Source organism: Streptomyces sp. NPDC052910 (assembly GCF_055585605.1).
In genome coordinates this window covers 456,784-482,325 of the sequence record NZ_JBVJJR010000004.1, presented here as the reverse complement: position 1 = coordinate 482,325, position 25,542 = coordinate 456,784, and the positions used below count along the sequence as shown (strand labels likewise).

The window sequence follows — 25,542 nt, the reverse complement described above, 5'->3', positions numbered from 1 at the left end:
GGGGTGGGCACGATCCGGGCGATCTCCGAGGCGGTCGGGCTGGACCGCAAGACGGTACGCCGCTACGCGCACGCGGCCATCCCCGAGGGGGCGTGGCTGGGCAATGGGTCTCACCGCTACGGCCAGGTTCACGCCTACTCGCCCTACCTCCACCGGCACTGGAACGAAGGCTGCACGGACTCGGCACGGCTCCACGCCGAGATCGCCGAGCTCGGCTTCACCGGCAGAAAAAGAACCGTGCGTCGGCACCTCCAGGAGATCCCGGCCAGCGGCAATCCCGCCCCTGCCAAGCCCAAGAGGCTGGCAGTCTGCACGGCCACCTGGCTGATCACCTCGGACAACTTGGACGAGAGCGGCACGCTGAAGCTCAAGAAGCTCTTGTCCCGGTGTCCCGAACTGGACGTCGTCGCCTCGTGCGTCCGCTCCTTCGCCGCCATGATGGCCGAGCGCCGTGGCAGCAACTTCGAAAGCTGGATTACCAGCGCCGAGGCCACCGAGATGAAGCCGCTGCAGAGTCTTGCCCGCGGCCTCCGCCAGGACGCCGACGCCGTCACCGCCGACCTCACCCTGGAATGGAGCTCGGGCAAGTTCGAAGGCAACGTCGACAGGGCGAGACGGATCAAGAGGGACGGGTACGGCGGCGCCGGGTTCGATCTGCTCCGCCTGCAGATACTCCTCGCCTTGTAGAAGCTCTCCACCGACGACCTGCGGCGCGACCCGCGCGAGGCCGCGGGGGTCTGTCCGTGAGGCGGGGAGGGTGACGCCGAGCGGGGCCTCCTCGGTCGGCCGAAGGATCCTGGGCGGGCGTCGCTCTGCCTGCGGCTGCAGCAGCCTGCGCACGAGCGTGTGGGATACGCCGGAACATGCCGCAATGTCGACGACGGACATCCCCGCTTCTCGGAGGCGAGCCGCGTGCGCGCAGACGCGGAGTCGACATGCGCACGACGCCCTGCCGCTCTCTCAGCCGCGCGGCGGGAGCGGGCCCGGCTCGCGGCACGCAGGTACTCGGCGCGACGACATCCGTGCCAGCACAGGACGGGCTGCCGTGGGGCACCCGGCTGCGTGCCGGGCGTCGGGTCGTGTCCCCGGCTGTGGTGGCAACGGTGATGCGGGTGCGTTCATGGTCTTGTGCTCGAGTATGCCGTTGCCATTGCGTCTCGGGCGTGCAGCCGATGCCTTTGAGCCCATCATGGAACTTGTCGAGGTGACTGTGGATCCACGCCAGCTCCGTGCCCTCGTAGCTCCACACACGCGTCTGTGTCATCAGAGCATTGTCTCTGCCCAATCCCCACCAAGCTGTCCCGTAATGCTGATCGCCGGCGGCGCTCACCTGGTGTCAACGAGCGTCGCCGGCGTTGTCGGTGGGCGAGGGCACGCTGATTTCCAATGGTGGTGGCAAGTCGTGAGGTGACCGGCGGTGACGGGGTCAGGCATCTGTGGCGGTCGCCGAGGGTGGTGTCGCATCGGACGTTCGGTTGTCTCACATGAGTGCCCAGAGCACATTCAGGCGGCGTCGGGCCAAGACGAGGACAGCCTGCTTGTGATTCTCGCCCTCAGCTCGTTTGCGCTGGTAGAACGCCTTGGAGAATGGGGCAGCAGTAGGCCGCGGCCTGGGTTGCGAGGTAAAATATGCGCAGGAGGCGTCGGCAGTAGTGGCGTGGGCGACGCAGGTTGCCGAGGGCACGGGTTCTTCTTGGTCGAAAAACCCATTATCAGGGGCTTCACCCGCCTGTCAGCCGAACTGACCAGCCCAGCCCGCAGGTTGGGAAAGACTCAAGGGCTTCACGGGCATTCCTTGGCGATAGACCATCGAACGGAATACCAGCCGGACCATGCACCACCGCCTCGCCCGTGCCTACAAAGGCGGCCGATCCGCACCGATCCGAAGCCACGATTCAGCTCACGGTCACTCATGCCCCGTCGTCTCACGAGGCTTCATCAGCGACTGGCATGGCACCTGAGTACAAGGCCGCACACGAATCACCGGGCCAAACGCTCACCTACACCCCTCGTTGCGCAGTCTGTATCGCATAGCCAACCTGCTGTAGATCTCCGAAGCGCTCGATGAGGTCAGCAGCTCCAGTGAGCTGTTGGATCGCCGCCGGAGCCACCTGGGCGGCTTCTCGCAGAGCGTCCGCGTAGAACCGGTAGGCGCGACGGACGTTATCACTAATGTCCTTGAACACTACAACATTCAGGGACGCCGCCGTGAAGTGTGCGTGCCACATATCGGCGGAGCTCACGGAGAACCGAAAGGTGTCTGAGACCCGTTCCACGATGCGACGTTCCTGAGGGTTCAGTGTGGCCCTGAGGAATACGTCTGCCACCACCAACTTCCCCCCGGGGCGGAGCACCCCGGCGATTTGCCTGAGCGCGGAAGCCTTGTCGTGCATGTGCAGGATCGACTCTATCGCGTAGGCGGCGTCAAAAGAGGAGTCCTCGAAGGGGAGGGCCATGGCGTCGGCCAACTGGAATCGGACACGGCCGGGCTTCCCCGTGGGATAGGTCCGACTGCGGGCGTGCTGCAACTGACGTTCACTGATCGTGATGCCAGTGATCTGCGCGCCTGTGGTCGAGGCGATCTGGACGGCCGGCTTTCCGGTCCCGCAGCCTACGTCCAGAACTTGGTCATGCGGAATCAGTTTCAGTTGCCTGGCAACGTGTTCCGTCAGGCGGTCCGTGGCCTGACTGATCGGTGTGGTGTCGTGGTTGTCCTCCCAGAATCCGAGATGGATATTGCCGCCGAGTGAGGCAACAAGCAGGTCGTTGAGCTGGTCATACATGACGCTCACGTCTGCGGCCTGAGAGGAAAACCGGGGATGTGTCATGATTTCTCACCTCTCGCGATGAAAGACCTCGGCCATGGCTGTTTCAAGGCTTGAACGGGGGAGCATTGTCGGCACATTCATCCTACGATCAGTTCCGCCGAAATGGAGTCATGTGCAGCCCTCTGGGGCTCAGGGATGCGCCAACGGCTGCCTGAACTCGAGTATGCGGCAGGGGTCGAAGTCGCCAGCGCGCAGCGATGGATGCCACGATGAGCAATGTCTCGGTCATTCCGAAAGCGTCACCGGGGCATTTCCGCGCACCGCTTCCAAACGGGATGAATGTGCCGGGCGCGGGGCGCTTGGACGTTACCCCCCAGCGGTCGGGGTCGAACCTGTGAGGGTTTGGGTACAGGCGTGCCATGCGGTGGATGAGGTACGGACTATAAAGAACAGTCGTTCCCGCCGGCAAGCGATGCCCATTCAGTGCGGCAGGGGATGTTGTTATCCGAGTGAACAGCCAGCCTGGCGGATACAGCCGTAGTGCCTCTGTGACGATGTGGCGGGTCAGTTCCAGTTGCGGAAGATGCGTATGCACTACCAGTGGGCGGTGCCCCGGCGCGATGACGCGATCGAGTTCGGAGTACAGACGGTTTTCGATCTCAGGTGAGGTGCTCAGTAGATGCAGCGTCCACGCCGCCAGGCTTGCGGTGGTCTCGGTTCCCGCAAGGAAGAAGGAGATGCATTGGTCGACGATTTCGTCGTCATCCAGGGTCTGGTTGCGAACAGAGTCGGGGTCCCGAGAGGTGAGAAGCGCGAAAAGCAAGCCCACCTGGCCGGATTGAACGGAACGGCAGCCATCGATGATCATGGCGATGGTCTTTCGCAACCGAGCACGAGCGCGGTTGTAGCGGTGGTCACCGGGCAAGGGGAGCGACCCCAGCCATGCAGGTGTCAGCATCCTGCGGTAGAAGCCCGTGAGTACCGTATCGAAGTCCTCGGCGAGCATGACGGACGTTGCGGCATCCACTTCGACTCCGGCGAACACTGTTGCAAGCAGAGACCTCATGGAGATGCGCTTGGCTTCGCCCAAGACATTGACAGGCCGGCCATGGTCCCAGGATGCGACAACCGATTCAATGTGCTCGCTCATCATCTGGGCATAGTGGGGCAGGTGATCGCGATGGAAGGCCGGTTGAACCAGACGGCGCTGCCTACGGTGGCTTTCGTGGCTGCAGGTGGCGAGGCCCCTCCCCAAGGCCTCTCGCGCGCGGTCAACCAATTGGCCTCCGCGATCGAAGGTTCGGTCGTCAACCATGACCTGCTGGGTGAGTTCTGGGGTGCAGACCATGTAGGCCTCCCGGCCTGCCAGCCTCACACGGACGAGGTCTCCGAAGTCGGGCAGAGCTTCCAGAAATTTCAGGGGGTTGAGCAGTAAAGGAAGCGTATGGCCGATGAAGGGCAGGGACCCTGGGGCCGTGGGAACAGGCGAGTGACTATTCATCGGACACCCCTCCACGTACCAGTCCGCCGTCGCGCGGCAGTGAGGAGCTTTCGCTGAGCCGCCGACAGTTTCGGCTGGCGCCTAACAGGTGATCAGTCTCAGGGAGCTCGGAGGTGGGTTGGCGCAAGGGGATCGAGGCGCAGTCGAGACGGTGATCGTGGGCAAGAGTACTGGTGGTGTCTGTGTACCGGGGGATGATTGACTGACTGTGATTAGCGCCGCTGAGATAGAGGGCGCAGGTCGCAACCCAGCGTCGTAGCGCGTCTTCTCCATCCGCTCCCAGCCCGATGTTTGCTGCCAGATCGATCAGGGATTCGCTGACTTGCGTGAACTCCCGTACCAGTCCCATTACATGCGTTGCGGCAGCACTGCGCGCCTCTTTCGGAAGAAGCCCTTCCGACTCCCAGGCCAAGAGCACATTGTCATCGTTTCCGTCGGTTCGCTCGCGTTCAACGGAGTACAGATCATTGAGAAAGACTGTCACGTCTGTAACGATCTCTCGAAGGCGTTGAGTCTCCCGCAATGCATTACAGACAGGAGGCATTTCCCATTCACATGCCAACTCGAACAGATCACCATAGGCGTGCATGCCTACCGTAAGGCGCCGTACGGCCATCCGCTCGGCGAATGGAAGCGCTTCCCGGCCGGATACCCGATGCGCCACCGCCTGGACCACACCTCCCCACCACAGGGTCAGGTGGTAACGGTGGCGACCCAACCAGGAGGGGCTCATGATCTGCGCGAATTCCGCGAGGAGGTCCACCACTGCGCGGGAAAACGGGTGCAGTTGAGCGGTCTCCCTGTACGCAGGGTACTCAATGACCCGCATGAGATGGTCAAGCACGCTGCACGCGGCGTCGAGTCGACGACCCAGGAGTGTGCTGTCGAATTGATCATCAAGCATGATGCCCATAGAGAGCCATTTGTCGATGAGCAGCAGTCGGTCGGGCGGCGCATCTGGGAAACACCATGCCTCAAGAGCGGTGAGGTTGACATGCTCCCACCACTGTTTCGCGCTCGCAGTGGGCAGCATGCCCATATCGGTGACCCATTTTCGAGTCTGGGCCCGGACAACGTCCTCATGTGGGTTTCGCCGCAGAGGAAACGGGATGCCGATCCGGGGCCATCGACCATCTGGCGCGCTGTCTGTCACTGCATTCCCCCCTCGCTCTTTTCAGGCTTCCTCGCCACGCCGATGTGACCCGGCACCACCGCCCAGCAGATGGCCGACACGGTCACAGGAAAATGGGCCGGGATCTGCGGACGTTCCAGAGTCAGCTTGCGTCACCACCGCGCGCCTCGCAGGTCATGCGCTTCTCGACGATAGTCAGCATCACAGCATGTTCCGCTTCGAAGGCGTGCTACCAGCGGAAGGGAATCGAACAGGAATACCGCGCGCAGGGCGCTGCCGACTCTCGTTCGCCGTCGCTTCAACATCTTGTGGGGCTGTGGTCCCCAGAACTCGGCTCCCCTGCTGAGAAGGCGCCCCACGTCCTTTCACCATTACGGCACAAAGCATGTCCGCTAGCTAGGCGCACAGCAGGCCGAGAGAGGGTGTTCGTGTGCGCTGTTGCAGATTTCCGGGGTTCGGCGCCCGGCACCGGCGCCCGACCCAGGGTGCACGCTACGCCAGCACTTGAACTTCGAAGGCGGGTGCTGCCCGGCTCCGGTCCAGGGACAAGCCCTTGCGAACAAGCGGTTCTCGTTCCGTTGCGGACCGGCGGTGTCGCGCGAGCAGAGCTGCCCTGGTCCCACCCGCACCCCCAAGGCTGATCACACACATGAATCACTGCCAAGGAGCGGAGGTCTGCAACCTGATCGTCCTACGACAGTACCGCGACCGACGACCGGAACGTAAGCGCTGTTCATGAGTGTGGACGCCTGAAACTCACAGTGTCATTGGAGCCGAGCACGCGCGGCCGCGACCGTGTGGGCGGTGGAGCCCAAGGGCCCTTCTCCATCCTCAAGTAGTCGGGCGTGACGCCGTCGCTTTCCGCATTGCATGGTGATCACCGGCACGGACGCGGAGATGCACCGTCGCTGGTCGCGGCGCGAACCTCCGTTCGGGAGCGCTCGGCCCCCGGGTATTCGCGTCCGACCGTTCGTTGACGGCATGTCTGAGAGCCGCGAAGGCGTACAGGAAGACGACGTCCATATCCCAGTCCCGCCCCAGGCGAGGGCGGGCAAGGGGGCGGTGACGGTGCGGGTGCCGGCCAGGACGCAGGAGACGGCCTGTCGTCACAGCCGGAATCACCTTTCGCGGGTGTGGCCGGCATCGCGGGGCCGAATGTCTACTCGGCGCGGCCGGGCACCTCGCGCGCCCTTGTGGCCTCACGCGCCGCTGGGTGCGCGGTTGTCGGCCGGCGGTGGTGTGTCGTGCACTGGAGGCGCGGGGAGTCGCGGGCGGGCGGGGGGTCCGGGCGGCCGGTAATGCTGTGGCGGGCGGGCTCCGGTGGCCGACGGGCACGGCTTGCACGGGGGTGGAGGGGAATGTGTCCGGTGACCGCGCCCGGTACGTCGCCCGTGTGCTGGGCGGGCTGCTGGCCGAACAGGTACGCTCCCGCCGGAAGGCCGGGGACGATGCGCAGGAGCGAGCGCGGGCCGTGCGCGAGGCGCTCCAGGAGCTCGGACCCTTCTACATCAAGATCGGGCAGGTGCTGTCGACCCGGCCGGACTTCGTACCGCCGGCGCTGCTGCGGGAGTTGGGGATGCTGCACGACCGGGTCCCGCCCGCGCCGTTCGCCGTGTTCGAGCCGGTGCTGGCAGCCGAGGTCCCAAGTGGCCGAAGCTGTTCGGTGAGTTCGACACCTCCTCGCCGCTGGGGGCGGCGTCTCTGGCCCAGGTGTACCGCGCGTGGCTGGCCGACGGCACCGCGGTGGCCGTCAAACTCCAGCGGCCCGGCGTGGAGGAGGTGATGGCCGAGGACATGCGGCTGCTGCGCGGTGCGGCCCGGCTCCTGGCGCGCGCGACGCCGAAGTTCACCGCCGTTGTGGACGTTCCCGCCATGCTGGAGGTGCTCTTCGACGCCATGGAGACGGAGACCGACTTCCGCGTCGAGGCCGCGAACATGCGCCGCGGCCGGCAGTTGGCCGAACCCTACGAGCACCTGGCCGTACCGCGCGTGCTGATGCCGCCGACCCGGCGCGTGCTGGTGCAGTCCCTGGCCCCGGGCACGTCGATCCGCGACGCCGACCCCCACGACTTCACCCTCGCCCAGCGCACGGGCATCGGCCGCGATCTGATGGCGTTCATGTACCGCGGTTACTTCCTCGACCGGTACTTTCACGCCGACCCGCACCCCGGCAACCTCTTCGTCCATCCCGGCGAGCCCGCGCACCTGATCGACTGGGGCATGGTCGGCCGGCTGGACAGCGGCACCAGCCGGAGCCTGGTCCTGGCCCTGCTCAGCATCGCGGCCAACGACGGCGCGGGACTGGCCAGGACCTGGGTCGAGATGGGGCACCCCACCGCCTGGGCGGACCTGGCCGGCTTCCGCTCGGACATCAGCCGGCTCGTGCCGAAGATCGCCTCCGCCTCCCTGGAGGAGCTGAACTTCGGCGTCACCCTGACCGCCGTCCTGACCCACGCCACGCACCGGGGCATCCGCAGCAGCCCCTCCGTTTCTCTGCTCGGCAAGTCCTTCGCCAATCTCGAGGGATCCATCCGCTACCTGTGCCCGGAGCTGTCCGTCACCGACGTCTTCGCCGACAACCTGCGCGCCATCGTCTTCGGCCTCGCCCGCGAGACCCTCTCCGAAGAGCAGGCCGCCCGCACCGCCCTGGACATCATGATCGCCGCACCTGGTGCGCTCCAGCAGTCCCGCGGGATCCTGCGCACCCTCGCCGACCAGGACCTCACCTTCCACGCCAAGGTCGCGGGCGAGTCCAGCCGGCGCGGCAAGGTCAAGGAGGGCGGCCCCCGCACCCTGTGGGCGGCCCTCGTTCTCGCCGCGTACCTGGCCGGGACCCGCAGAAGGGAGTGACCGTGCACCGCATCCGTCCGGCTCCGCCGTCACCGAAGGGGATCGTTTTTGCTGTCGCGCCCGCGCGGTCTCTTCTTCTGGCTGGTCGTGATCATCTTCCTGTTCCTCATCGCCACCGCTCCCGTCGCCACCGCCCGCACGATCCTGACTGTCTGGCGAGCGATCGTGACCCTGTTCACCGGCCTGAAGATCTTCGTCACGGTCCTCAGCGCCCGGCAGTGAGACGCGGTGATCCGCGACCCCACAGGTGGGGGCGGGGGCGGACGGCAGGGTGCGCCCCCGGGCCCGCAAGCCGTGGTGCAAGAGCCCTCAGCTAAGGAGTCATGGCTTGCGAAGTGGTCCCACACCCCGCACGGCAGCTTCTGCTCTGCTGACCCTCGTCCTGGCGGCCGCGGTCAGCGGGTGCGCCTCCTTCAGCGCGACCTACGTACCCGCCCCCACCGCCCGCACGGCCTCCACTCCACCACCGCGCCCCTTCGCGTCGTCGCCCCGTTTCGCCCCCGGCCCGTACGCGTCGCTCCGGTCCTCCCGCTCTCCGGCCAGCGCCGCGGTGGAGCCGGCTCCGCCCACGGCAACACGCAGTCCGTCCGGCCACGCCCGGGAGACCTCCGTGGGTACGGCTCCGGCCCTGCCCACGACTCCCCAGGATCACCCGGCCGCGGAAACACGCGGAACCCCGCTGCCGGCCGGCCCGCGTAGCGGGACGTCACCGGAACCGACCAGCCCGGGGCGATGCGCCTGCCCGGAGGCCTCCGACGGCGTGCCACCGCAGAGCGGTCCCTCGCCCACCGAGCGGCGCCTTGGCGCTCCGTCCTGTGGGACCCCCGCTCCCGGCGGCTCCTCCCCCGAAACCACGTGGTGCCCCGCCCCCGCCCTCGACGACGTGCTGCCGGGCACGGAGGCCGATCCGCCGGACGGGCCGGAAGCCCGGTGAAGCCGGTGCCCCGGTGCGCGGTGGGCCCGTCGTCCATCCGCCATCGTCCAGACGCCGACCAGGGGAATTTCATCGACCGAGGGGCGGCTGCGGCCTGAGCCCGCGGGAGCGCGGAGAAGGACCGCCCGCTGCTGTTCGCGCCGGACGACAACCAGGCGACAACCGGACGGCAACCGGTCGACAAGCGGAATGCCACGTCAGCGCACGGGCGACTGGTGACCGCCCGCGGGTCCCCACTCCGGCCCAGGCGCCGCGGAGGCCACCGCCGGCAGCAGGACCGGACCGCCCCGCCCCGCCGTGGGCCCCGTCCACGGGACTTGGCATGCCAGGACGGCGGCGAGCACCCGGTAGGTGCAGTCCTGACCGGTGGCCGTGTCATGCGCCCGGAAGGTACCGCCGGCGCGCACGTCGTCCGCCAGCTCGCCCAGGGCGACGGGGCGGTGGAGAACGGTGTCGTGGAGGGAGCCGTCGTGGTGCCGCGCCAGGCGGCGTACCGCCGACGCGCGGGAGGACGGGGGCTCGGACCCGGTCGTTCCGGCGGGCGGGGAGGCGACGCCGTCCGAGTGGACGGCTCGGTCCCTGGCCGTCACCCGACGGCTCGTCCGGGCTTCCCGGCGCCCGGGCGCCCCGTGGCCGCCCGGCCGGCACGGACGGTGGTGGCGGCCCTGCCGTCGGTGTCCTTCTCCGGCCGCACGGCGTCGCTCACCGCCTTGCGCAGGTCGTGCTCCAAATCCCCCGCGCGGTCCAGGCAGTCGTCGGTGAAGTCCTTCACGTCGTCCATCACGTCACCGATCAACCGGAAGAGCCCGGTGCGGCGGCTGCGGGTGCGCGTGGCCATCGGCGAAGACCTCTCTCGTGGTACGGACGGAGGCGTACAGGAAGCGGCGATGCCGTGCCATGCCGTGACGGCACGTGCCGGCTGGGCGCTGTCGGCGGTTTCAGTGCTGCCAGGTGTCCGCACACAGGGGCCATCCAGTTTCGGCCGCAGTGCGGTCGACGGCCCATCCATGCAGGGATATCACCCCATGCTTCGGTGCGGTCCCGCCAGAGGCGCGGACCGGTTTCCCGAGGCGTGCGGGCCGTGTCGGACGAGCACGAAAGCGCGCGTGTTCCAGCAGGCGGCGCCCGGACGGCATCGTGCAGCGCGTTCCGCGCGGCACGGGCCAGGATGCCCGGGTGTACCCACTGGGGCGGGAACGCGCAGGCAGGCGCCAGGTGGCTTGCTCGAGGGGCGGCCACGACGGACAGGTGTGTGCCGACGCTCCGGGTGGCCCGGATCGTGCTTCACTCCCGGTGACATGCGCCGGGTTGAAGGCATGAGGGAAGGTAAAGGTTGAATTAGGCGCTCGCCCGCCGGCGGGCGCCTTCCGATCCACTCCGAGCCGCATCCCTGCCGCTGCGCTGAGGCGGCGCCGCACAGCTATCGGGCCCGAGCGTCGGCATCCTTGCGTCGGCAGCCAGGGCCGTATGTCTGCCTCAATCCAGCCGCTGCACTCGAGCGGCGCCCGGGCAGACCCTACTCATCCCCGTTCCCGTTCCTGTGGGCTCTGCCATCCCCAAAGGGGGGTCGATGAACCCTTCCGCAATCACCGACACAACCCTCGTTCCTCCGCTCCTGGCTGCGGTCGACGGCCCGGACGCGCTGCGCGCGCTGCCCGCCCCGCTGCTGCCCGAGCTGGCGGAGGAGATCCGCGGTTTCCTGGTGGAGACGGTATGCGCCACGGGGGGTCACCTGGGTCCCAGCCTGGGGGTGGTGGAGCTGACGATCGCCCTGCACCGGGTGTTCACTTCCCCCCGCGACACGATCGTTTTCGATATCGGCCACCAAGCCTACGTACACAAGCTTCTGACGGGACGACGCCACCGGTTGTGGACGCTTCGCCAGGCCGGAGGCCTGTCGGGCTACCTCTCCTGTGAGGAGTCCGAGCACGACGTCGTGGAGAACTCGCATGCCTCCACGGCCCTCGCCTACGCCGACGGCTTGGCCAAAGCGCGCGCTCTCGCGGGGGAAGAGGACCATGCCGTGGTGGCGGTCATCGGCGACGGTTCCTTCACCGGCGGAATGGCCTGGGAGGGACTGGACAACATCGCCGGCGCCGACCGTCCGGTGGTCATCGTCCTGAACGACAACGGCCGCTCCTACGCCCCCACCACCGGGGCCCTGGCCGGCCATCTGGCGGCCCTGCGCACCGGCCCGGGCAGCGGACGGACACAGGGCAACCTTTTCACCGACCTGGGCCTGGCCTACATCGGGCCCGTCGACGGTCACGACATCCGCGCCGTCGAACATGCCCTCGCCCAGGCGCGCTTTCTGGGCCGGCCGGTTCTGGTGCACGTGGTGACGGTCAAGGGCAAGGGCTACCCGCCGGCGGAGGCGGACGAGGCGGACTGCTTCCACGCGGTCGGTGTCATCGACCCGGCCACCAGCCTGCCGGCCCCTGTCCCCCAGCAGCCAGCGCGGTCATGGACGAGTGTCTTCGCTGAGGAACTGCTCGCCCTGGCCGGAGAACGCGAGGACCTGGTCGCGGTGACCGCATCCATGCTCCGGCCGACCGGCCTGCACCCCATGGCCGTCCGTTTTCCCGGCCGGGTCTTCGATGTGGGGATCGCCGAGCAGCACGCCGTCACCAGCGCCGCCGGCCTGGCCATGGGCGGCCTCCACCCGGTCGTCGCCATCTACGCCACCTTCCTCAATCGTGCCTTCGACCAGGTGCTGATGGATGTGGCCCTGCACCGGCTGCCGGTGACCTTCGTCCTGGACCGCGCCGGCATCACCGGCCCGGACGGGCCGTCCCACCACGGCATGTGGGACGTCAGTCTCCTGTCCGTCGTGCCGGGTATGCGCCTGGCCGCGCCCCGGGACGCGGCCAGGCTGCGGGAGCTGCTGCGCGAGGCCGTTGCCGTCGCTGACGGGCCCACCGCCCTGCGATTGCCCAAAGCCACGGCCACCAGCGACATCGACGCGTTGGCCCGGATGGACGGCCTGGACATCCTCCACCGCAGCACCCGCCGCCCCTTGGATGTCCTGCTCGTCGCCGCGGGCCCGACCGCCTCCGCGGCGGTGGAAGCTGCCCGCAGGCTTGAGGAGGAAGGCATCGGCTCCACGGTGGTCGATCCCCGCTGGATCATCCCCGTCAGCCCGGCTCTGCTCCACCTGACGGCCCGTCACCGGCTGGTGGTCACGGTGGAGGACAGCACGCGTACCGGCGGCTTCGGCACCCTGATGGCCCAGGCATGCACGGACGCCGCCGTCACCACCCCCGTCCACACCCTCGGCCTGCCCCGCGACTTCATCCCCCACGGCACCCGGGCCGGCCTCCTCAACCAGGCCGGCCTCGGCCCCGACGGCATCACCGAAGCGGTTCTCCGCGCCCGGGCGGCCCTGACCACCTACGGCCTCACCTCCCTCGCCGGCCCGCTCAACGGCACGAGGAGGCCGTCATGACCACCGACCTCGGCATGCCCGCCCCACCCCCCAAAACGCCGGTGCGCCGGCGGACCCGACAAATCCATGTCGGCGATGTCCCAGTCGGCGGCGGCGCACCGGTCTCCGTCCAGACCATGACCACCACCCTCACCACCGACGTCGACGCCACGTTGCAGCAGATCGCCGAAGTCACCGCCGCAGGGTGCGACATCGTCCGGGTCGCCGTCCCCTCCCAGGACGACGCCGAGGCCCTCCCGCAAATCGCGGCCAAGTCCCCCATCCCCGTGATCGCCGACATCCACTTCCAGCCTCGCTACGTCTTCGCCGCCATCGACGCCGGCTGTGCGGCGGTGCGGGTCAACCCGGGCAACATCGAGAAGTTCGACGACAAGGTCGGGCAGATCGCGAAGGCCGCGGCCGCGGCCGGCGTGCCGATCCGGATCGGCGTCAACGCCGGTTCCCTCGATCCTCGGCTGCTGGCCAAGCACGGCGCGGCCACCCCGCAGGCTCTGGCGGAGTCGGCGTTGTGGGAGTGCTCGCTGTTCGAGGAACACGGCTTCCGCGACATCAAGATCGCGGTCAAGCACCACGACCCCATGGTCATGGTCGCCGCCAACCGCGTCCTCGCCCGGCAATGCGACTATCCCCTTCACCTCGGTGTCACCGAAGCCGGACCCTCTTTCCAGGGCAGCATCAAGTCCGCCGTCGCCTTCGGCATCCTCCTCGCCGAGGGCATCGGCGACACCATCCGCGTCTCGCTCTCCGCCCCACCGGTCGAACAGGTCAAGGCGGGCAACCACATCCTGCAGTCCCTGGGGCTCCGGCCGCGGAAGCTGGAGATCGTCTCCTGCCCCGGCTGCGGACGCCTCCAAGTCGACATCCACCGCCTCGCCGCCCGGGTCGAAGCCGCCTTCGACGGCTTCCCCCATCCCCTGCGCGTCGCCGTCATGGGCTGCGTCGTCAACGGCCCCGGCGAATCCCGCGAAGCCGACATCGGCGTCTCCAGCGGCAACGGCAAAGGCCAGATCTTCGTCCGCGGCCAGGTCATCGCCACCGTCCCCGAAAACAAGATCGTAGACACCCTCCTCGAACAAGCACTCCGCCTTACCGAGGACGACGCCCCTTCATCCGATGAAGCCGGTACACCATGAGCATCTCCACCGCTCTGCCCAGCCCTCTGGACCTCGACGGCACACGCCGGGCCGTCGACGACTGCCTGGAAGGCTTCCTGGAAGGCAAGGCGCGCACCGCCTGCCGACAGCGCATGCCCACCGAGGTCGTCCAGGCCCTTAAGGACTTCCTCCTCGCCGGCGGCAAACGGCTGCGCCCTTTGCTGTGTGCCTGCGGCTGGTGGGCAGGACCCGACACCACCCATCCCACAGCCATGGTTCACACCGCCGCGGCCCTGGAGATGTGCCACGCCTTCGCCCTCATCCACGACGACATCATGGACAACTCCGCCACCCGCCGCGGCCACCCCACCGTCCACCGCGCCCTGGCCCATCACCACCGCCACTCCCGAGGCCGCAGCGCGGCCGAACACCTGGGCACCAGCGCCGCCATCCTCATCGGCGACCTCGCCCTGGCCTGGTCCGACGAACTCATCCATACCGCCGCCATGCCTCCCGGCCGCCTGACCGCACTCCTGCCCCTGATCGACACCATGCGCACCGAAGTCCTCTACGGCCAATACCTCGACCTGCTCGCCACCGGAGCGCCGGACAGCAACACCGACGTCCCCTTGCGGGTCATCCGCTACAAGACCGCCAAATACACCGTCGAACGCCCCCTGCACATCGGCGCCACCCTCGCCGGCGCCAACCGCACCCTGCTGGAGGCCCTGAGCGCCTACGCCCTCCCCCTGGGAGAAGCGTTCCAACTGCGCGACGACCTCCTCGGCGTCTACGGCCACCCCTACCAGACCGGAAAACCCGCACTCGACGACCTCCGCGAAGGCAAACACACCCTTCTCCTCGCCTACGCCCTCCAGCACGCCACTCGCGCCCAGCGCGAAACCCTGCACCGGCTCATCGGCAACCCCCACCTCGAGGAAGCCGACGCCGCGACCGCCCGCGCCATCCTCACCGCCACCGGCGCCCCGGTACACGTTGAACACCTCATCCGCACCCGCCACACCCAAGCCCGCAACGCGCTGGACCATGCATCCCTCCCCGTACCTGCTGCCCAGGCCCTGTGCACCCTCGCCGACGCCGCCACCGCGAGGACCGCATGAACACCATCCCTGCCGGCACCCGACCTCCCCACCGCCGCAAGGCCCTGCCGGCGGCCCCACGGAGTTGGTGTGCGGGTGTGGACCGTGCGGTGATCACGGTCGAGAAGGCCCTGGAGCAGTACGGCGCGCCGGTCTACGTGCGCCACGAGATCGTCCACAACAAATACGTGGTGAAGACCCTGGAGAAGAAGGGCGCGATCTTCGTCGACGAGACGTTCGAGGTGCCCGAGGGCAACATCGTCATCTTCTCCGCCCACGGCGTCGCCCCGGTCGTCCACGACGAGGCCAAGCGCGGCAAGCTGGCCACCATCGACGCGACCTGCCCGCTGGTCATCAAGGTCCACAAGGAAGCCGTCCGCTACGCGCGCGAGGACTACGACATCCTCCTCATCGGCCACGAAGGCCACGAGGAGGTCATCGGCGCCAGCGGCGAGGCCCCCGACCACATCCAGCTCGTCGACGGCCCCGACGACGTCGCGAACGTCGAGGTCCGCGACCCGGACAAGGTCGTCTGGCTCTCCCAGACCACCCTCTCCGTCGACGAGACGATGGAGACCGTCGGCGCCCTGCAGAACAAGTTCCCGAACCTGCTCTCCCCGCCGTCCGACGACATCTGCTATGCCACGCAGAACAGGCAGACCGCGGTGAAGCAGATGGGCGCCGAGGCCGACCTCGTCATCGTCGTCGGCTCCAAGAACTCCTCCAACTCCGTCCGCCTGGTCGAGGTCGCCCTCGGTGCCGGCGCCCGCGCCGCCCACCTGGTCGACTACGCCGAAGAGATCGACGAGGCGTGGCTCGACGGGGTCGCCACGGTCGGGGTGACCTCGGGCGCCTCGGTGCCGGAGATCCTCATCGAAGGCGTCCTGGAGTGGCTCGCCGCCCGCGGCTACGACGGCGTCGAGACCATCACCGCCGCCAAGGAGTCCATCACCTTCTCGCTGCCCAAGGAACTCCGCCGCGACCTGCGGGCCAAGGCAGCGCCACGGACCGATTTCCGCAATCGGAAATAGCCACCGTGCGCGACCGAAATCCTCAATTTTCCCTCACAACTCTTCGGGGTGAGGAGGAAGGAAAGGTCACCCGACAACTTCAGACTTCCTACTCATGCACACCTCCCCGCCATCAGCGCCTGAGCCCTCCAAGACGGCGAGGAAACTGTTTAATTCGTTGACGGTCACACCAGGCTGACGATCCGGTGAAGGGCCACGTTGAAGAGAAATCAGTCTTTAACCATTGCTGGACGAGATCCCGGTGTGGAAAGGTGCCGGCACAGCCATCAACTCTCTGACTGTGCATCCCGCTCTGGTTCGGAGTTTCAACCGCATAAAACAACATCGCGAAGAGCAGAGGAGAAAAATGATGGCCTCAGAGAAGATCGGCCTTCGCCCCGGCGATGTGCGCCGCCTCCGGATGAGCGACGAGGAGCTGCTGCATAGCCTGTGGGACGCCTCAGCATCTGGGTTCACCAACGGCCCCGGCTGCGAGGAGGCGCTAAGCGGACTTCGTATGGTACCCAGCGGCCGAGCCGAACCCGGGATGCGCACCCGGGTGACGCAGCGTCCGAACTACAGGCCCTATGAATCGACGCGGATGCCGCGTGTGGAGGACGGTGAGGAGATGGCCCGTCAAGTTCTGCAGGCCATGTTCGCACCGGAAGTGCGCCAGAGCGTCATGGACAGCCCGTTCGCCGCCGTCACTCTAGTCAAGGCAGCCATCGTCCGGGCCCGGTTGTGGGCACGGCACGGAGATGTACTGGACGCCCTGGCGAAAGTGATCCCACCAAAAGGCGGTGAAGCAGACCGGTTGGCCCCGCTTCTATTCAGCCGTCAGGCAGCCACACCGCGGGAGGCTTTGGTCATGGCTTCCCGCGACAACTACGGCTTGGTCTACGCGTGCCTGGTCGCACCACGCGCGGAACCGGACGAACTGAACTTGTTCACCGGAATCTACGCTCTGGTTTTCGCCCCTGATTTTGTCGGGGAAGCCGACAACAGCGGTGCCGCAGATTTGGCGGACTACACAACGGCTGCCAGCGAAGGCGTCGCCTATCTCCAAGGCGACGCAGTCACCGTGGGGCTGCGCGATTGCGCCGTACACGGAGCTTGCATGAAAGCCCAAAAGCCCCTCATCGAGGCCACGGCTCGCATTGCCGACCTTGAGGCGTTCATCGCGGAGTGCGGAGGTCCGGTCACCCCCACCGAGTCCATGTGGGCACGTTGGTGGGACGGGGCGGCGCAGGTGACATTGAGGCTGCCGCAGGCGACGGCAGGTTACCAGCAGGCATACACCCATCTGGGCTCCATGCCGTCGTATGAGGAGTGTGGCGCGATTCGCCGTGCCGTGGACCTCATCGTCCACTACAACGAGGTTTTCGACGTTATCTGGGATTGGGTGTACCGAGAATGCCAGAACGAGTTCCACATCGCACTCGCGATGGGCGGCAGCCGGGCCGCGACCGGCCTGGCCGATGCCATGGCACGAGCCGTCGATGACGTCCTCGCATGCCCGTGCGGGCGCAGCGGTCACGTCGAGGCGGCCGAGCTGAGTATGGGGGTATGCCTCATGTTCCTGCTCAATACCCGGTTTCGGATCCGTGAGCAACTGCTCGGCCTCGTTGACGCCGGCGGGGCCATCGGCGAGGCATTCGCGCTGGAACCGGCCGGGAGGCGCCTGAACAACGTGGCACGGACCGTGCTGCACCCTGGCGGCACCCTGTACTCGACGTCCTGGGAACCGCTATGGCGGCGCATCCCGCTGGAGGCTGGCTGGCTTGACGACCTGGCCCGTCGTGCCGTCACCCGAAGCGTGCTGGACATCGACACCCTTCCACCTGCCGCGCTCAGCCGTTGCCTGTCCGCTGCCAAGGCCGCCATCACCGCCTCTGACGCCGCCCCGGGTGGGGAGCAGTTGGCGATGGTGGCTGAGCACTGGTGTCTTTTGCTCGACGCTGTCAGTGACGCCTCTATCGCCCCTGGTGGCGCCGGGCACGAGTTTGCCGCCCGCTGGGTCCGGCCACTGATCGCCCGCATCTGGCAACAGGTTCTCGTTGGACACACGGGTGACGCCGAGCCAGCCGACATCGACCAGCGTCTTCACCTCGATGCCGGACACATGCTCATGCAGGCATACAGCCTGCCGCCCCGCGAAGGGCTGGCGGTCAGGCGTGCGTTCCTCGGCGTCGTCTCAAGCGCAGCCGAGCTGTCCGGGGTCAACCCTTTCAGGCAGCTGACCGATGGCATTGGCCGCATGCTCAGCTGACGTGAACAGAATGGGAGAGCGGCTGGGGCCAGATCGGGACTCGTGCACCAGGCATCCGAGCGTCCACGCCGTTGCCTACTGCGTCTCGAGCGACCCCTGCCTCATCCGCCACACGAAGAAGACGGAACGGACAATCAGGCGATCTCGCATGATCGGCGTCACAACTCAGCCGGTCACCAGACCCGAGCTCCACCAACAAAACACCAGGTAGCAGCCCTGCCTTCCAGGGCCCACCCATGAGGTGCGGACCTCCCGAGCCGGATCCGCTACCCTGTCATGCGTCGGGACCGTACCCCCTCGCAGGCACACGACCAGTCCACGGGCGCAAGCCACGCGAGCCGCCCGACCAGCGGGTTTGATCAACCGGATCGGCCACCCAGCCACTGGGTTTTCGACAAGGTTTCCTACAAGCCCCGGCCGGGTGGTGGATCGACCAGCGGGACGCCGAGGCCGTGGACCTGCCGGAACTTCTGGAAGCGGCGACCGACGACGACCGCGGCACGGAGAACCCCTTCCGGTAGGAGCGCGGGCGCATAGCCGACGATCCCCGGTTAGCGAAACCGGGGATCGTCCGGACCATTGATCCTCCCACCGCCCCTGTGCCGCCCGTGGAAGGACCCGCCCGCAGTGCCTGAAGCCCCCGCGCCCCGTCCCCCGCACATCCCCGCCATCTGGGCACCGGTGCCCGACCGCCTCACCCCCCAGCGCGACATCACCCACGCGCACTTCCGTCCCGGCGAGCAGGTCGTCATCGTCAAGGGCGTCGCCGACGGCGAGCTGTGGGGCGACGCCATGACGGTCGTCACCCCCTCGTGGCACACCCCGACCGACGAGGACGGCTGGCGGCTGCGTAACCCCAACGGCGGCGATCGCACCTACCTCACCGCCCACCCCCGCTACATGATCCACCTCTCCCGCCGCTGCGCCGACTGCCTGATCCACCACCGGGCCCTGAAGAAACTCCTGCTGCCCGCGTACGCGACGGCGGCCGGCACCGTCGACTGCGGCTGGTACGGCGTCACCGCCCTCAACCAACTGGTCCACATCGATGACGCCCGGAGCAGCCGATGACCACCACGGCCCCCGCACGCACCGCCGTTCTGGAGCATGTTCGCGGCGTGGCAGCCGCCGCCATCGCATCCGGCGACACATGGCCGGACGTCCTCGCGGGGCTCCTCAGCGACATCGGCGCGACCTGGCAGGAATCGGCCGAGGTGTGCGCCGACATCGCCTGGCAGGCCCGCGCGACGGGCACGAGCGCCCTGCTCATGCTGCGCCCCGAGCAGATCACCACCCCCGTCTCCGATCCGGTCACCGCGCGGGCGCACCGGCACCTGTACCTGGCCGGCCTGCGCTACGACTTCCGCTGCCCCAGCATCGAGGCGCTCTTCGACCGTATGCCGCCGGCCCTCAGAGACCGCCTGGACCCCTACAGCCGTGCCCTGTGGGCCTTCGCCCTCCTCGGCCAGTCCCGCGCCGACGGCTTCGAGCTGATGGACCAGGTGCTCGATGACGCCGGCGACCACCCCAAGGCCCTGCAGGTGCTGCTGCACGGGCTGTGGCTGGGGCACCGCCTGCCCGGCCGCGAGGAGCGCATGCTCCGTCTGCTGGACCGGCCGCCGTTCGCCGACCGTACGGACCCGGTCGCGCTGTTCCGCGAGGCCGCGGCGCTGCGGGGGCTGGGTAACTACCGCAAGGCGCTGGACGCCATCGACCGGGCGCTGGACCTGCTGCCACCCGGGGATGTGGCGGTGCATGCCGACTTCGTCCGTGAACGCTCCTTGATCACCGCGGCAGACGACTGGGCCCGCCTGGCCCGGCCCTGTGACCCGCCGGTCCAGCGGTGATCGCGCGCGTCACCCGCTCGTTCCACTCCTTCACCGAAGCCCTGTGCGAGGTCACGGAACACGATCGGTTCCTGGAGGAAGAGTTGACCGGCGAGGCGGTCCTCGCCCACTCCCCCGGCCTCGCCGCCCTCGGCCGCGAAGGCCCGGGCTGGGGCGGCAGGGTCATCGTGGAACACCTCGCGGCCCCTGCCCGGCGCGGCGGTGACGGCCCGCGCGAGGAGCGACGGTTTGTCTTCCACCTCGCCGTACGCCCTCACCCGGACGAGCGCCCGTTGACGAGGGCGGAGTGGACGCACGTCGCGCACCGGCTCGCCCGCACCGCCGGGCTCGCGCCGCCAGGGGACGAGCAGGCGTGCCGCTGGATCGCCCTCCAGGCCCGGCCCGACCGGCTTCACCTGCTGGCCAACCTCATCCGGGAGGACGGCACCCGCACCCGTCTGCCCCAGAGGCTGCACACGCACCTGGTATCCGAGTGCCGCCGCATCACCACCGACCTGCAGCTCCGTCCCGCCGGGAACGTCCCCCCTCCGCCCATGACGTCGGAGTCCACGGTCGCCGCCATGGCGGCGGCAGAGCTCTTGCACCGGCTCGCCGAGGAGAACGACGGCCCCCTCGCCGGTGTCCGCCGGCAAGTTGAACAGGTGGCCTACCGCGTCGCCGGTCTTTCCGACGGCCAGGGCGGCGACGCGGGCCGGCGCCTGGAGTGGGTTGCCCGCCGCCTGTACGCCCTGCAGGAGGAGCTGAAGGAGACCTCCGCGAGCCTCGGCCCTCAGCGTCTGCCCGCCGTCTCTCCGGCTCCGGCGATAGCCCCCGGCGTCCCGGTCCGCCGTTCTCGATGACCGTCCCTCCCCAGAAAGATCTCGCTCTTGGCCCTTGCCGACCGTTTGCTCACCCTGCGGCGCGATGTGCACTCCGGCGAAGTCCTCGCCCGCGGCGGCGATGTGGAAGCGCACAGCATTCTCCAGCGCAGCGGGTTCGTACCCGTCGTCCGCCTGCACGAGCGCTACCACCGCCTGCCCACCGGGCTCGACGAACCCGAGGAAACCCGCCTCGCCACCCGGGCCGTGGCCCGGCTGAAGACCGTCGGCTACCCCGTCGACTGCGAGCCGGCGTTCGACACCGAACTGCGCGAGCCGCACTACCTCACCCTCGGCGCCCAGGTCGCCGCCCTCGCCGACCGCATCCGGACAGCGGAGAACACCGAGGACGCCGCCGACGCCCTGACGGAACTGACCGCCGCCCACGACGGCATCCTCGACGCGCTGCGCGAAGTCCTTCTCGCCACCGCCGACTTCTACCAGGACCTGGGCCACGGCCCCGACCCGTACTACGCCCAGCGGCTGCGCTTCCTCGCCGACGAGCGCCTGGGCGCCATCACCTCCGACGTGCGCGGCCTGCGCAACGACCTCGCCGACCGGCACGCGCCCCACCCGCAGCGCACCGCCTGCGACGGCGAAGTCCCGGACACCGAGCGGGAGGCGTCCGCGGTGTGCGCCTGCCCTCCCCCGCCGCCCCCCGTCGCCTCCGCACCCGCCGCTGCGACCGGCGGACGCCGCCGCTGACCCCTCACCCGCCGACTGCCCCGAGGAGAACATGCCCGACCCCGCAGACACGCACGACCTTGAGTCCTTCGCCCAGGTGCTCGCCGGCGAGCTGCCCGGCCGCTGGACCAGCGCCTACCACCGTCACGCCGAGTACGCCGACCAGTTCCCGGTCGCCGAGGACGTGTGGGACATGGACCTGGTCTCCGGCGCCGTCGCCGAGTACGTCCTCGGCCATGACGCCGTCCTCACCCGCGACGACGGCACCCGCCTGTACGTCACCGGCCGCCCCGGCCACCCGGACGAGTACCTCGTCGGGGCCATGGCCCCTGCCGGCTTCGAGCCGGAAGCGTTCGCGGGCGTCCGCGAGCCGGACGGCATCGCCGTCCCCGACAACCCCTTCCGTGCGGCGCAGGAGATCGCCTCCGACTTGCTGCCGCGCTATGACCAGGCCGTCGCCCAGGTCCGGCACAACGCCGCCCACCCCCGGCCGCCGGCGCCCCCTGTGGCCCCGGAGCCGGAGCGGGTGGTGATGACCTGGTTCGGCGACGGCATGCTGGCCGCCCGGCCCGACAGCCCACAGGCCGCCACCGTCTTGCACGAGTCCGGGTTCGTCTACGACCCGCGCGAGCAGGCGTTCGTCCTCTCCGGCGACGACACCGCCCTTCAGGCGCAATCCGTGCGGGCCGCCGGGGCCCGTCTGGCCGCCCACGGTATCGGCGTCGTCCTGCGCCACCCGCCCAGCCGTCCCGCGCTGGAGGCCACGGTCGTCCCGTCCGCGCAGCCCACGAAGCCGGCCGCCCGCACCCGATGAGCGCCCCCACTGCGCAGGATGAGCCGCGGTTTGCCGTCCTGGACTACCTCACCATCACCCGGGACCCGCGCACCCAGCTCGTCGTGGCCATCGGCGGGGACGACAGGGCCGCAGGAATCCTGCAGACGATCGGCGGCTTCGTCCGCGCCCCCGGACCGCGCGGCCCCTACCACCGCCAGCCGCACAACCTGCCCGTCGACCAGCAGCGCCAGGGTGCCACCGCCGCCGCCCACGGCCTGCTGCTGGCCGGGTTCAGCGTCCACCTCGACCCGTCGCTGAACACCCTCGGCGCCCCGGGCGGCGACCGGCAAGCAGCCCTGCGCTACCTCGATCAGCTCGCCGAGCGCGCCCGGCAGGCAGCCGACGACCGCGAGGTCGCCGCCGTCCTGACCGAGATCGCCGCACCCCATGACGGTGTACTGCCCCGCCTCGCCCAGGCCCTGATCGCCACCTGGGCGCCCTGGACACAGCGGCTACAGGAATCCGGGGAAAAACCCGGGCTCACCGAAGAGTTGATGCACGTCACCACCAGACTCTCCAGCCACGCCCATGTCCTCGCCACGATCCGCGATCAGGCCGCCACCGGGCCCGGGTCACCGACCACCCCCTCGGCTCCCGCCGCCCCGCGGGCCGCATCCGGCCGGACAGGCCGGCGCACCAACGCCCCTCGCTGAACCGGGCGGGCGACCCGGGACGCCTGCCGACCCGGCCCGGCGCACCGATTCACCGGCCGGCCCCGCCGCAGCGCCGGGGCCGGCCGCCATCCCCCGATACCTGGAGCCTGAGCAATACCCGAGCACGACCGCACCACCGTCCTACCGCCGATCACCGCCAACCGCCCGCCCCGCCTGGCCGCCTTCCTCTTCCGCCCCTACCTGCGCGCCTGTGCCCTCGGCAGCAGCACCCGCGGCCACCCCCTGGCCACCGGACCCTACGGGCCCCTCGACGAAACCCGCCGCCGCGGCCAGCGCCCCTGACCTTCACCCCTTACCGCCCGGAGTGCCATGCCCGACCCGACGCCCTACCCCGTACTCCTCGCCGACGACATCGCCCGCCAACTCGGCCTTCTCTCCCAGCATCTGGCCCAGGCCCCGCCCGAGCAGACGGCCCAGATCCTCAGCCGGGTCTTCGACGCGCACGACGGCGTCCTCGGCCAAGTGACCGCCCTGGTGGAGGCCGGCTCCCGCTCCGCCCGCACCCACGCCGTGCAGGGCAGCTTCCCGCCCGAGGTGTGGCTGGCCATGGGCCGTGCCGCGAACGACCTCAACGGCCTGTGCGCGGATCTCAGCGACCACGCGGAGGAATTCCAGCGCCTGGCCCGGCCGACGCGCGGCGAGGCCGCGGCCCGGCCGCCGGCACCGGTCACCGCGGCCTTCGTCGCCCGGAGGCGCCGATGAAGAAGGAGTGGGCCGGCTGGGGACCGGCCGGCCAGCAGGCCGAGCAGCACTACCTCATCGAACCCCGCCACCTCGCCGGGGGCGGCGACCTGCGCCATGTCACCGAATTCCTGCGCGCTTCCGGCTGGACGGACCGCTCACGCAAGGCGGGGGTCCCGATCGTCTTCGACAGCCCCGACCGCACCGTCCGCATCGGCTACGACCCGCACACCCAGCCCGGCGGCTGGACCATCCGCGGCGCGGCGACCGGCCGGCAGGAAGCCTGGCACGCCACCCTCGGCAAGCAGGTCCCGGTCGAGATCGTCGCCGGATTCACCGACGCCCTCACCCGACCCCGCTCCGCCCACGCCCCCAACGTGTGGGAGCCGCTGCAGCAGCACGGGTGGCGTACCGAGCAGGGGCAGCACTTCTCGGCGATGAGCCCGGACGGCAACGCCGTCGTGCAGTTCCACCAGGACGGGCCGGGGCAGGCGTATTGGTGGGCCGCGGCGCAGACCGAGCACGGCCCGGCGTGGAACGCGGTGTTCACCCCGACCACCCCGATGCACCTGGTGCAGGCGTTCACCACCGCCTTGTCCGATCCGCAGCCGGTGATGCGACCGCGCGGACACGTCCCGCCCACCCAACGCATCCGCACCACCTCCGTCTCGGTACTGCCTTCCCAGCTCAGCGCCTGGCAGCAGGCCCGCGTCACCGCCGCCCGCGCCGCCACCTGGGCTCGTAACTCCTGGGCCAGCACCCGCCCCCGCGCCAACGCCGCCGGCCCGAATGCCACCGCCGGCGGCGCACGATCCCGCCGCTGACCCACCGCCCCCCCAGTCACCCACCGGTGCTCCGCACGAGAAAACTCCCGCGCGTGCGCCACTTCAACGACAGCGCCGCACCGGCACCCTGGGCCATCACCTCCGGGTACCGGCGGCTGAGCAACCAGCGTGGACAGCACCATGAACCACCCCTCCCCCCCCCACCCGCGCGAAGGACCCGCGCGAGAGCATCTGGTTCGCCACCAGCCCCCGGCATCTGGCCGGCCCTGGCGACCCCCGCCACGTCACCCAGGCCCTGCGAGCAGCAGGGTGGAAGAACCACTCCGACCCGGACTACCCCCACGTCGTCCTGGCCAGCACCGACCACCAGCACACCCTTCTGCTCGAGCCCGCCCCGGACACCTACGCGACCTGGTGGCGTATCTCCTCCAAGGCCGACGGACAGCACTGGCACGCCTCCTTCGGCGGCAACACCCCGGTCGAGATCCTCGCCGCCTACACCGACGCGCTGATTTGTCCCGCGCCCAAAGCCGCCCCGGAGATCTGGCCGGCGCTCACCAGGGCGGGCTGGAGGTACGAACGCGACGAGAACGGCAGCGAGAAGGCGCTCCATCCGGACGGCATCCTGAGCCTGCGCCACCAGATCAGGGATGATCCCGCCTTCGTCTACTGGAGCGCGGAAGCCGCGCTGCCCACGGGTCTCGGCGGCCGGCGCCGCCTCTGGGAAGCCTGGTTCAGCGAGGACTGCCCGCCTCATCTGATCGCCGCGTTCGCCGGCGCGCTGGCCAGCTCCGAACCGGTCCAGCGCACCATGTGCGACGTCCCGCACCCTCACCTGGTCAACCAAGAAGTCTTCGGTCCGCAGGGCGAACAGCTCCTCGCCAACCACGAGGAGCGCCTCAAGACCGTCCAGGCCGCAGCCCGCCGTGCCCGCCGCGCAGCGTCGATGCGGGCTCAGCCCCGTCCCGGCCCAGCCGCTGCCGCCCCCGCCGCACCACGCAGCCGCTGATCCGAACCCGCCCCCGGCTTCGCCCGCCGGGAGAGGGAGGCGGCCAGCGACCGCTCCTCCTCTCCCG

General features: G+C 69.2%; 22 protein-coding genes. 17 read left to right on the top strand and 5 right to left on the bottom strand.

Annotated elements, in window-relative coordinates; genetic code table 11:
• The first annotated feature begins 3 nt into the window (after nt 1-3).
• Nucleotides 4-687 carry a transposase gene (locus ACZ6X9_RS18450; RefSeq protein WP_469779026.1) on the top strand — a complete coding sequence of 228 codons (684 nt, stop codon included), beginning with the start codon at nt 4-6 and terminating at the stop codon, nt 685-687.
• A 1,313-nt stretch (nt 688-2,000) separates the two neighbouring features.
• On the opposite strand, the gene ACZ6X9_RS18445 is transcribed toward ACZ6X9_RS18450, so the two are convergent.
• The 3 genes from ACZ6X9_RS18445 to ACZ6X9_RS18435 form a co-directional block, all read right to left on the bottom strand.
• Nucleotides 2,001-2,828, bottom strand: coding sequence for an SAM-dependent methyltransferase (locus ACZ6X9_RS18445; protein ID WP_469779025.1), 828 nt, complete (start codon nt 2,826-2,828; stop codon nt 2,001-2,003).
• Between the two features lie 88 nt (nt 2,829-2,916).
• On the bottom strand, nt 2,917-4,269 hold the full coding sequence (locus ACZ6X9_RS18440) for a cytochrome P450 (RefSeq protein WP_469779024.1): 1,353 nt from the start codon (nt 4,267-4,269) through the stop codon (nt 2,917-2,919).
• Nucleotides 4,262-5,308 carry a terpene synthase family protein gene (locus ACZ6X9_RS18435; RefSeq protein WP_469779023.1) on the bottom strand — a complete coding sequence of 349 codons (1,047 nt, stop codon included), beginning with the start codon at nt 5,306-5,308 and terminating at the stop codon, nt 4,262-4,264. Before ACZ6X9_RS18435 ends, ACZ6X9_RS18440 begins: the two co-directional genes overlap by 8 nt.
• Nucleotides 5,309-7,057: 1,749 nt before the next feature.
• On the opposite strand from ACZ6X9_RS18435, the gene ACZ6X9_RS18430 reads away from it, so the two are divergent.
• Both ACZ6X9_RS18430 and ACZ6X9_RS18425 read left to right on the top strand, forming a co-directional pair.
• Nucleotides 7,058-8,251, top strand: a complete 1,194-nt coding sequence (locus ACZ6X9_RS18430; protein ID WP_469779191.1) for an ABC1 kinase family protein — start codon at nt 7,058-7,060, stop codon at nt 8,249-8,251.
• 48 nt (nt 8,252-8,299) lie between these two features.
• Nucleotides 8,300-8,473: a hypothetical protein gene (locus tag ACZ6X9_RS18425; RefSeq protein ID WP_469779022.1), complete on the top strand. Its 174-nt coding sequence runs from the start codon at nt 8,300-8,302 to the stop codon at nt 8,471-8,473.
• A 909-nt stretch (nt 8,474-9,382) separates the two neighbouring features.
• On the opposite strand, the gene ACZ6X9_RS18420 is transcribed toward ACZ6X9_RS18425, so the two are convergent.
• Nucleotides 9,383-9,775, bottom strand: coding sequence for a hypothetical protein (locus tag ACZ6X9_RS18420; protein WP_469779021.1), 393 nt, complete (start codon nt 9,773-9,775; stop codon nt 9,383-9,385).
• Nucleotides 9,772-10,023 carry a hypothetical protein gene (locus ACZ6X9_RS18415; protein ID WP_469779020.1) on the bottom strand — a complete coding sequence of 84 codons (252 nt, stop codon included), beginning with the start codon at nt 10,021-10,023 and terminating at the stop codon, nt 9,772-9,774. The genes ACZ6X9_RS18420 and ACZ6X9_RS18415 overlap by 4 nt, the downstream gene beginning before the upstream one ends.
• A gap of 732 nt (nt 10,024-10,755) precedes the next feature.
• Here ACZ6X9_RS18415 and ACZ6X9_RS18410 point away from each other — a divergent pair.
• The 14 genes from ACZ6X9_RS18410 to ACZ6X9_RS18345 all read left to right on the top strand — a co-directional run bounded on the left by ACZ6X9_RS18410 (nt 10,756) and on the right by ACZ6X9_RS18345 (nt 25,475).
• A complete protein-coding gene (locus ACZ6X9_RS18410) occupies nt 10,756-12,630 on the top strand; it encodes a 1-deoxy-D-xylulose-5-phosphate synthase (protein ID WP_469779019.1) in 1,875 nt (624 codons plus the stop codon).
• The gene (ispG, locus tag ACZ6X9_RS18405; RefSeq protein WP_469779018.1) at nt 12,627-13,763 is read left to right on the top strand and encodes a flavodoxin-dependent (E)-4-hydroxy-3-methylbut-2-enyl-diphosphate synthase; all 1,137 of its coding nucleotides are present in this window, start codon (nt 12,627-12,629) and stop codon (nt 13,761-13,763) included. The genes ACZ6X9_RS18410 and ispG overlap by 4 nt, the downstream gene beginning before the upstream one ends.
• Nucleotides 13,760-14,845 (top strand): polyprenyl synthetase family protein, encoded by a 1,086-nt coding sequence (locus ACZ6X9_RS18400; RefSeq protein WP_469779017.1) that lies wholly within the window; start codon nt 13,760-13,762, stop codon nt 14,843-14,845. The genes ispG and ACZ6X9_RS18400 overlap by 4 nt, the downstream gene beginning before the upstream one ends.
• Complete coding sequence (locus tag ACZ6X9_RS18395) at nt 14,842-15,855, top strand: 4-hydroxy-3-methylbut-2-enyl diphosphate reductase (protein ID WP_469779016.1); 1,014 nt, start codon at nt 14,842-14,844, stop codon at nt 15,853-15,855. The genes ACZ6X9_RS18400 and ACZ6X9_RS18395 overlap by 4 nt, the downstream gene beginning before the upstream one ends.
• Before the next feature lie 223 nt (nt 15,856-16,078).
• Entirely contained in the window at nt 16,079-18,103 is a 2,025-nt protein-coding gene (locus ACZ6X9_RS18390; RefSeq protein ID WP_469779015.1) for a hypothetical protein, read from the top strand.
• A 627-nt stretch (nt 18,104-18,730) separates the two neighbouring features.
• On the top strand, nt 18,731-19,174 hold the full coding sequence (locus ACZ6X9_RS18385) for a hypothetical protein (protein ID WP_469779014.1): 444 nt from the start codon (nt 18,731-18,733) through the stop codon (nt 19,172-19,174).
• Nucleotides 19,171-19,950 (top strand): tetratricopeptide repeat protein, encoded by a 780-nt coding sequence (locus ACZ6X9_RS18380; RefSeq protein WP_469779013.1) that lies wholly within the window; start codon nt 19,171-19,173, stop codon nt 19,948-19,950. The genes ACZ6X9_RS18385 and ACZ6X9_RS18380 overlap by 4 nt, the downstream gene beginning before the upstream one ends.
• Complete coding sequence (locus ACZ6X9_RS18375) at nt 19,947-20,789, top strand: relaxase/mobilization nuclease (protein WP_469779012.1); 843 nt, start codon at nt 19,947-19,949, stop codon at nt 20,787-20,789. Before ACZ6X9_RS18380 ends, ACZ6X9_RS18375 begins: the two co-directional genes overlap by 4 nt.
• Nucleotides 20,790-20,816: 27 nt before the next feature.
• The gene (locus ACZ6X9_RS18370) at nt 20,817-21,512 is read left to right on the top strand and encodes a hypothetical protein (protein WP_469779011.1); all 696 of its coding nucleotides are present in this window, start codon (nt 20,817-20,819) and stop codon (nt 21,510-21,512) included.
• Between the two features lie 31 nt (nt 21,513-21,543).
• The gene (locus ACZ6X9_RS18365) at nt 21,544-22,305 is read left to right on the top strand and encodes a hypothetical protein (RefSeq protein WP_469779010.1); all 762 of its coding nucleotides are present in this window, start codon (nt 21,544-21,546) and stop codon (nt 22,303-22,305) included.
• Nucleotides 22,302-22,979, top strand: a complete 678-nt coding sequence (locus tag ACZ6X9_RS18360) for a hypothetical protein (protein WP_469779009.1) — start codon at nt 22,302-22,304, stop codon at nt 22,977-22,979. The genes ACZ6X9_RS18365 and ACZ6X9_RS18360 overlap by 4 nt, the downstream gene beginning before the upstream one ends.
• A 330-nt stretch (nt 22,980-23,309) precedes the next feature.
• A complete protein-coding gene (locus ACZ6X9_RS18355; RefSeq protein ID WP_469779008.1) occupies nt 23,310-23,702 on the top strand; it encodes a hypothetical protein in 393 nt (130 codons plus the stop codon).
• Nucleotides 23,699-24,505: an SPDY domain-containing protein gene (locus ACZ6X9_RS18350; protein ID WP_469779007.1), complete on the top strand. Its 807-nt coding sequence runs from the start codon at nt 23,699-23,701 to the stop codon at nt 24,503-24,505. The genes ACZ6X9_RS18355 and ACZ6X9_RS18350 overlap by 4 nt, the downstream gene beginning before the upstream one ends.
• A gap of 190 nt (nt 24,506-24,695) precedes the next feature.
• Nucleotides 24,696-25,475, top strand: coding sequence for an SPDY domain-containing protein (locus ACZ6X9_RS18345; RefSeq protein ID WP_469779190.1), 780 nt, complete (start codon nt 24,696-24,698; stop codon nt 25,473-25,475).
• The last annotated feature ends 67 nt before the right edge of the window (nt 25,476-25,542 follow it).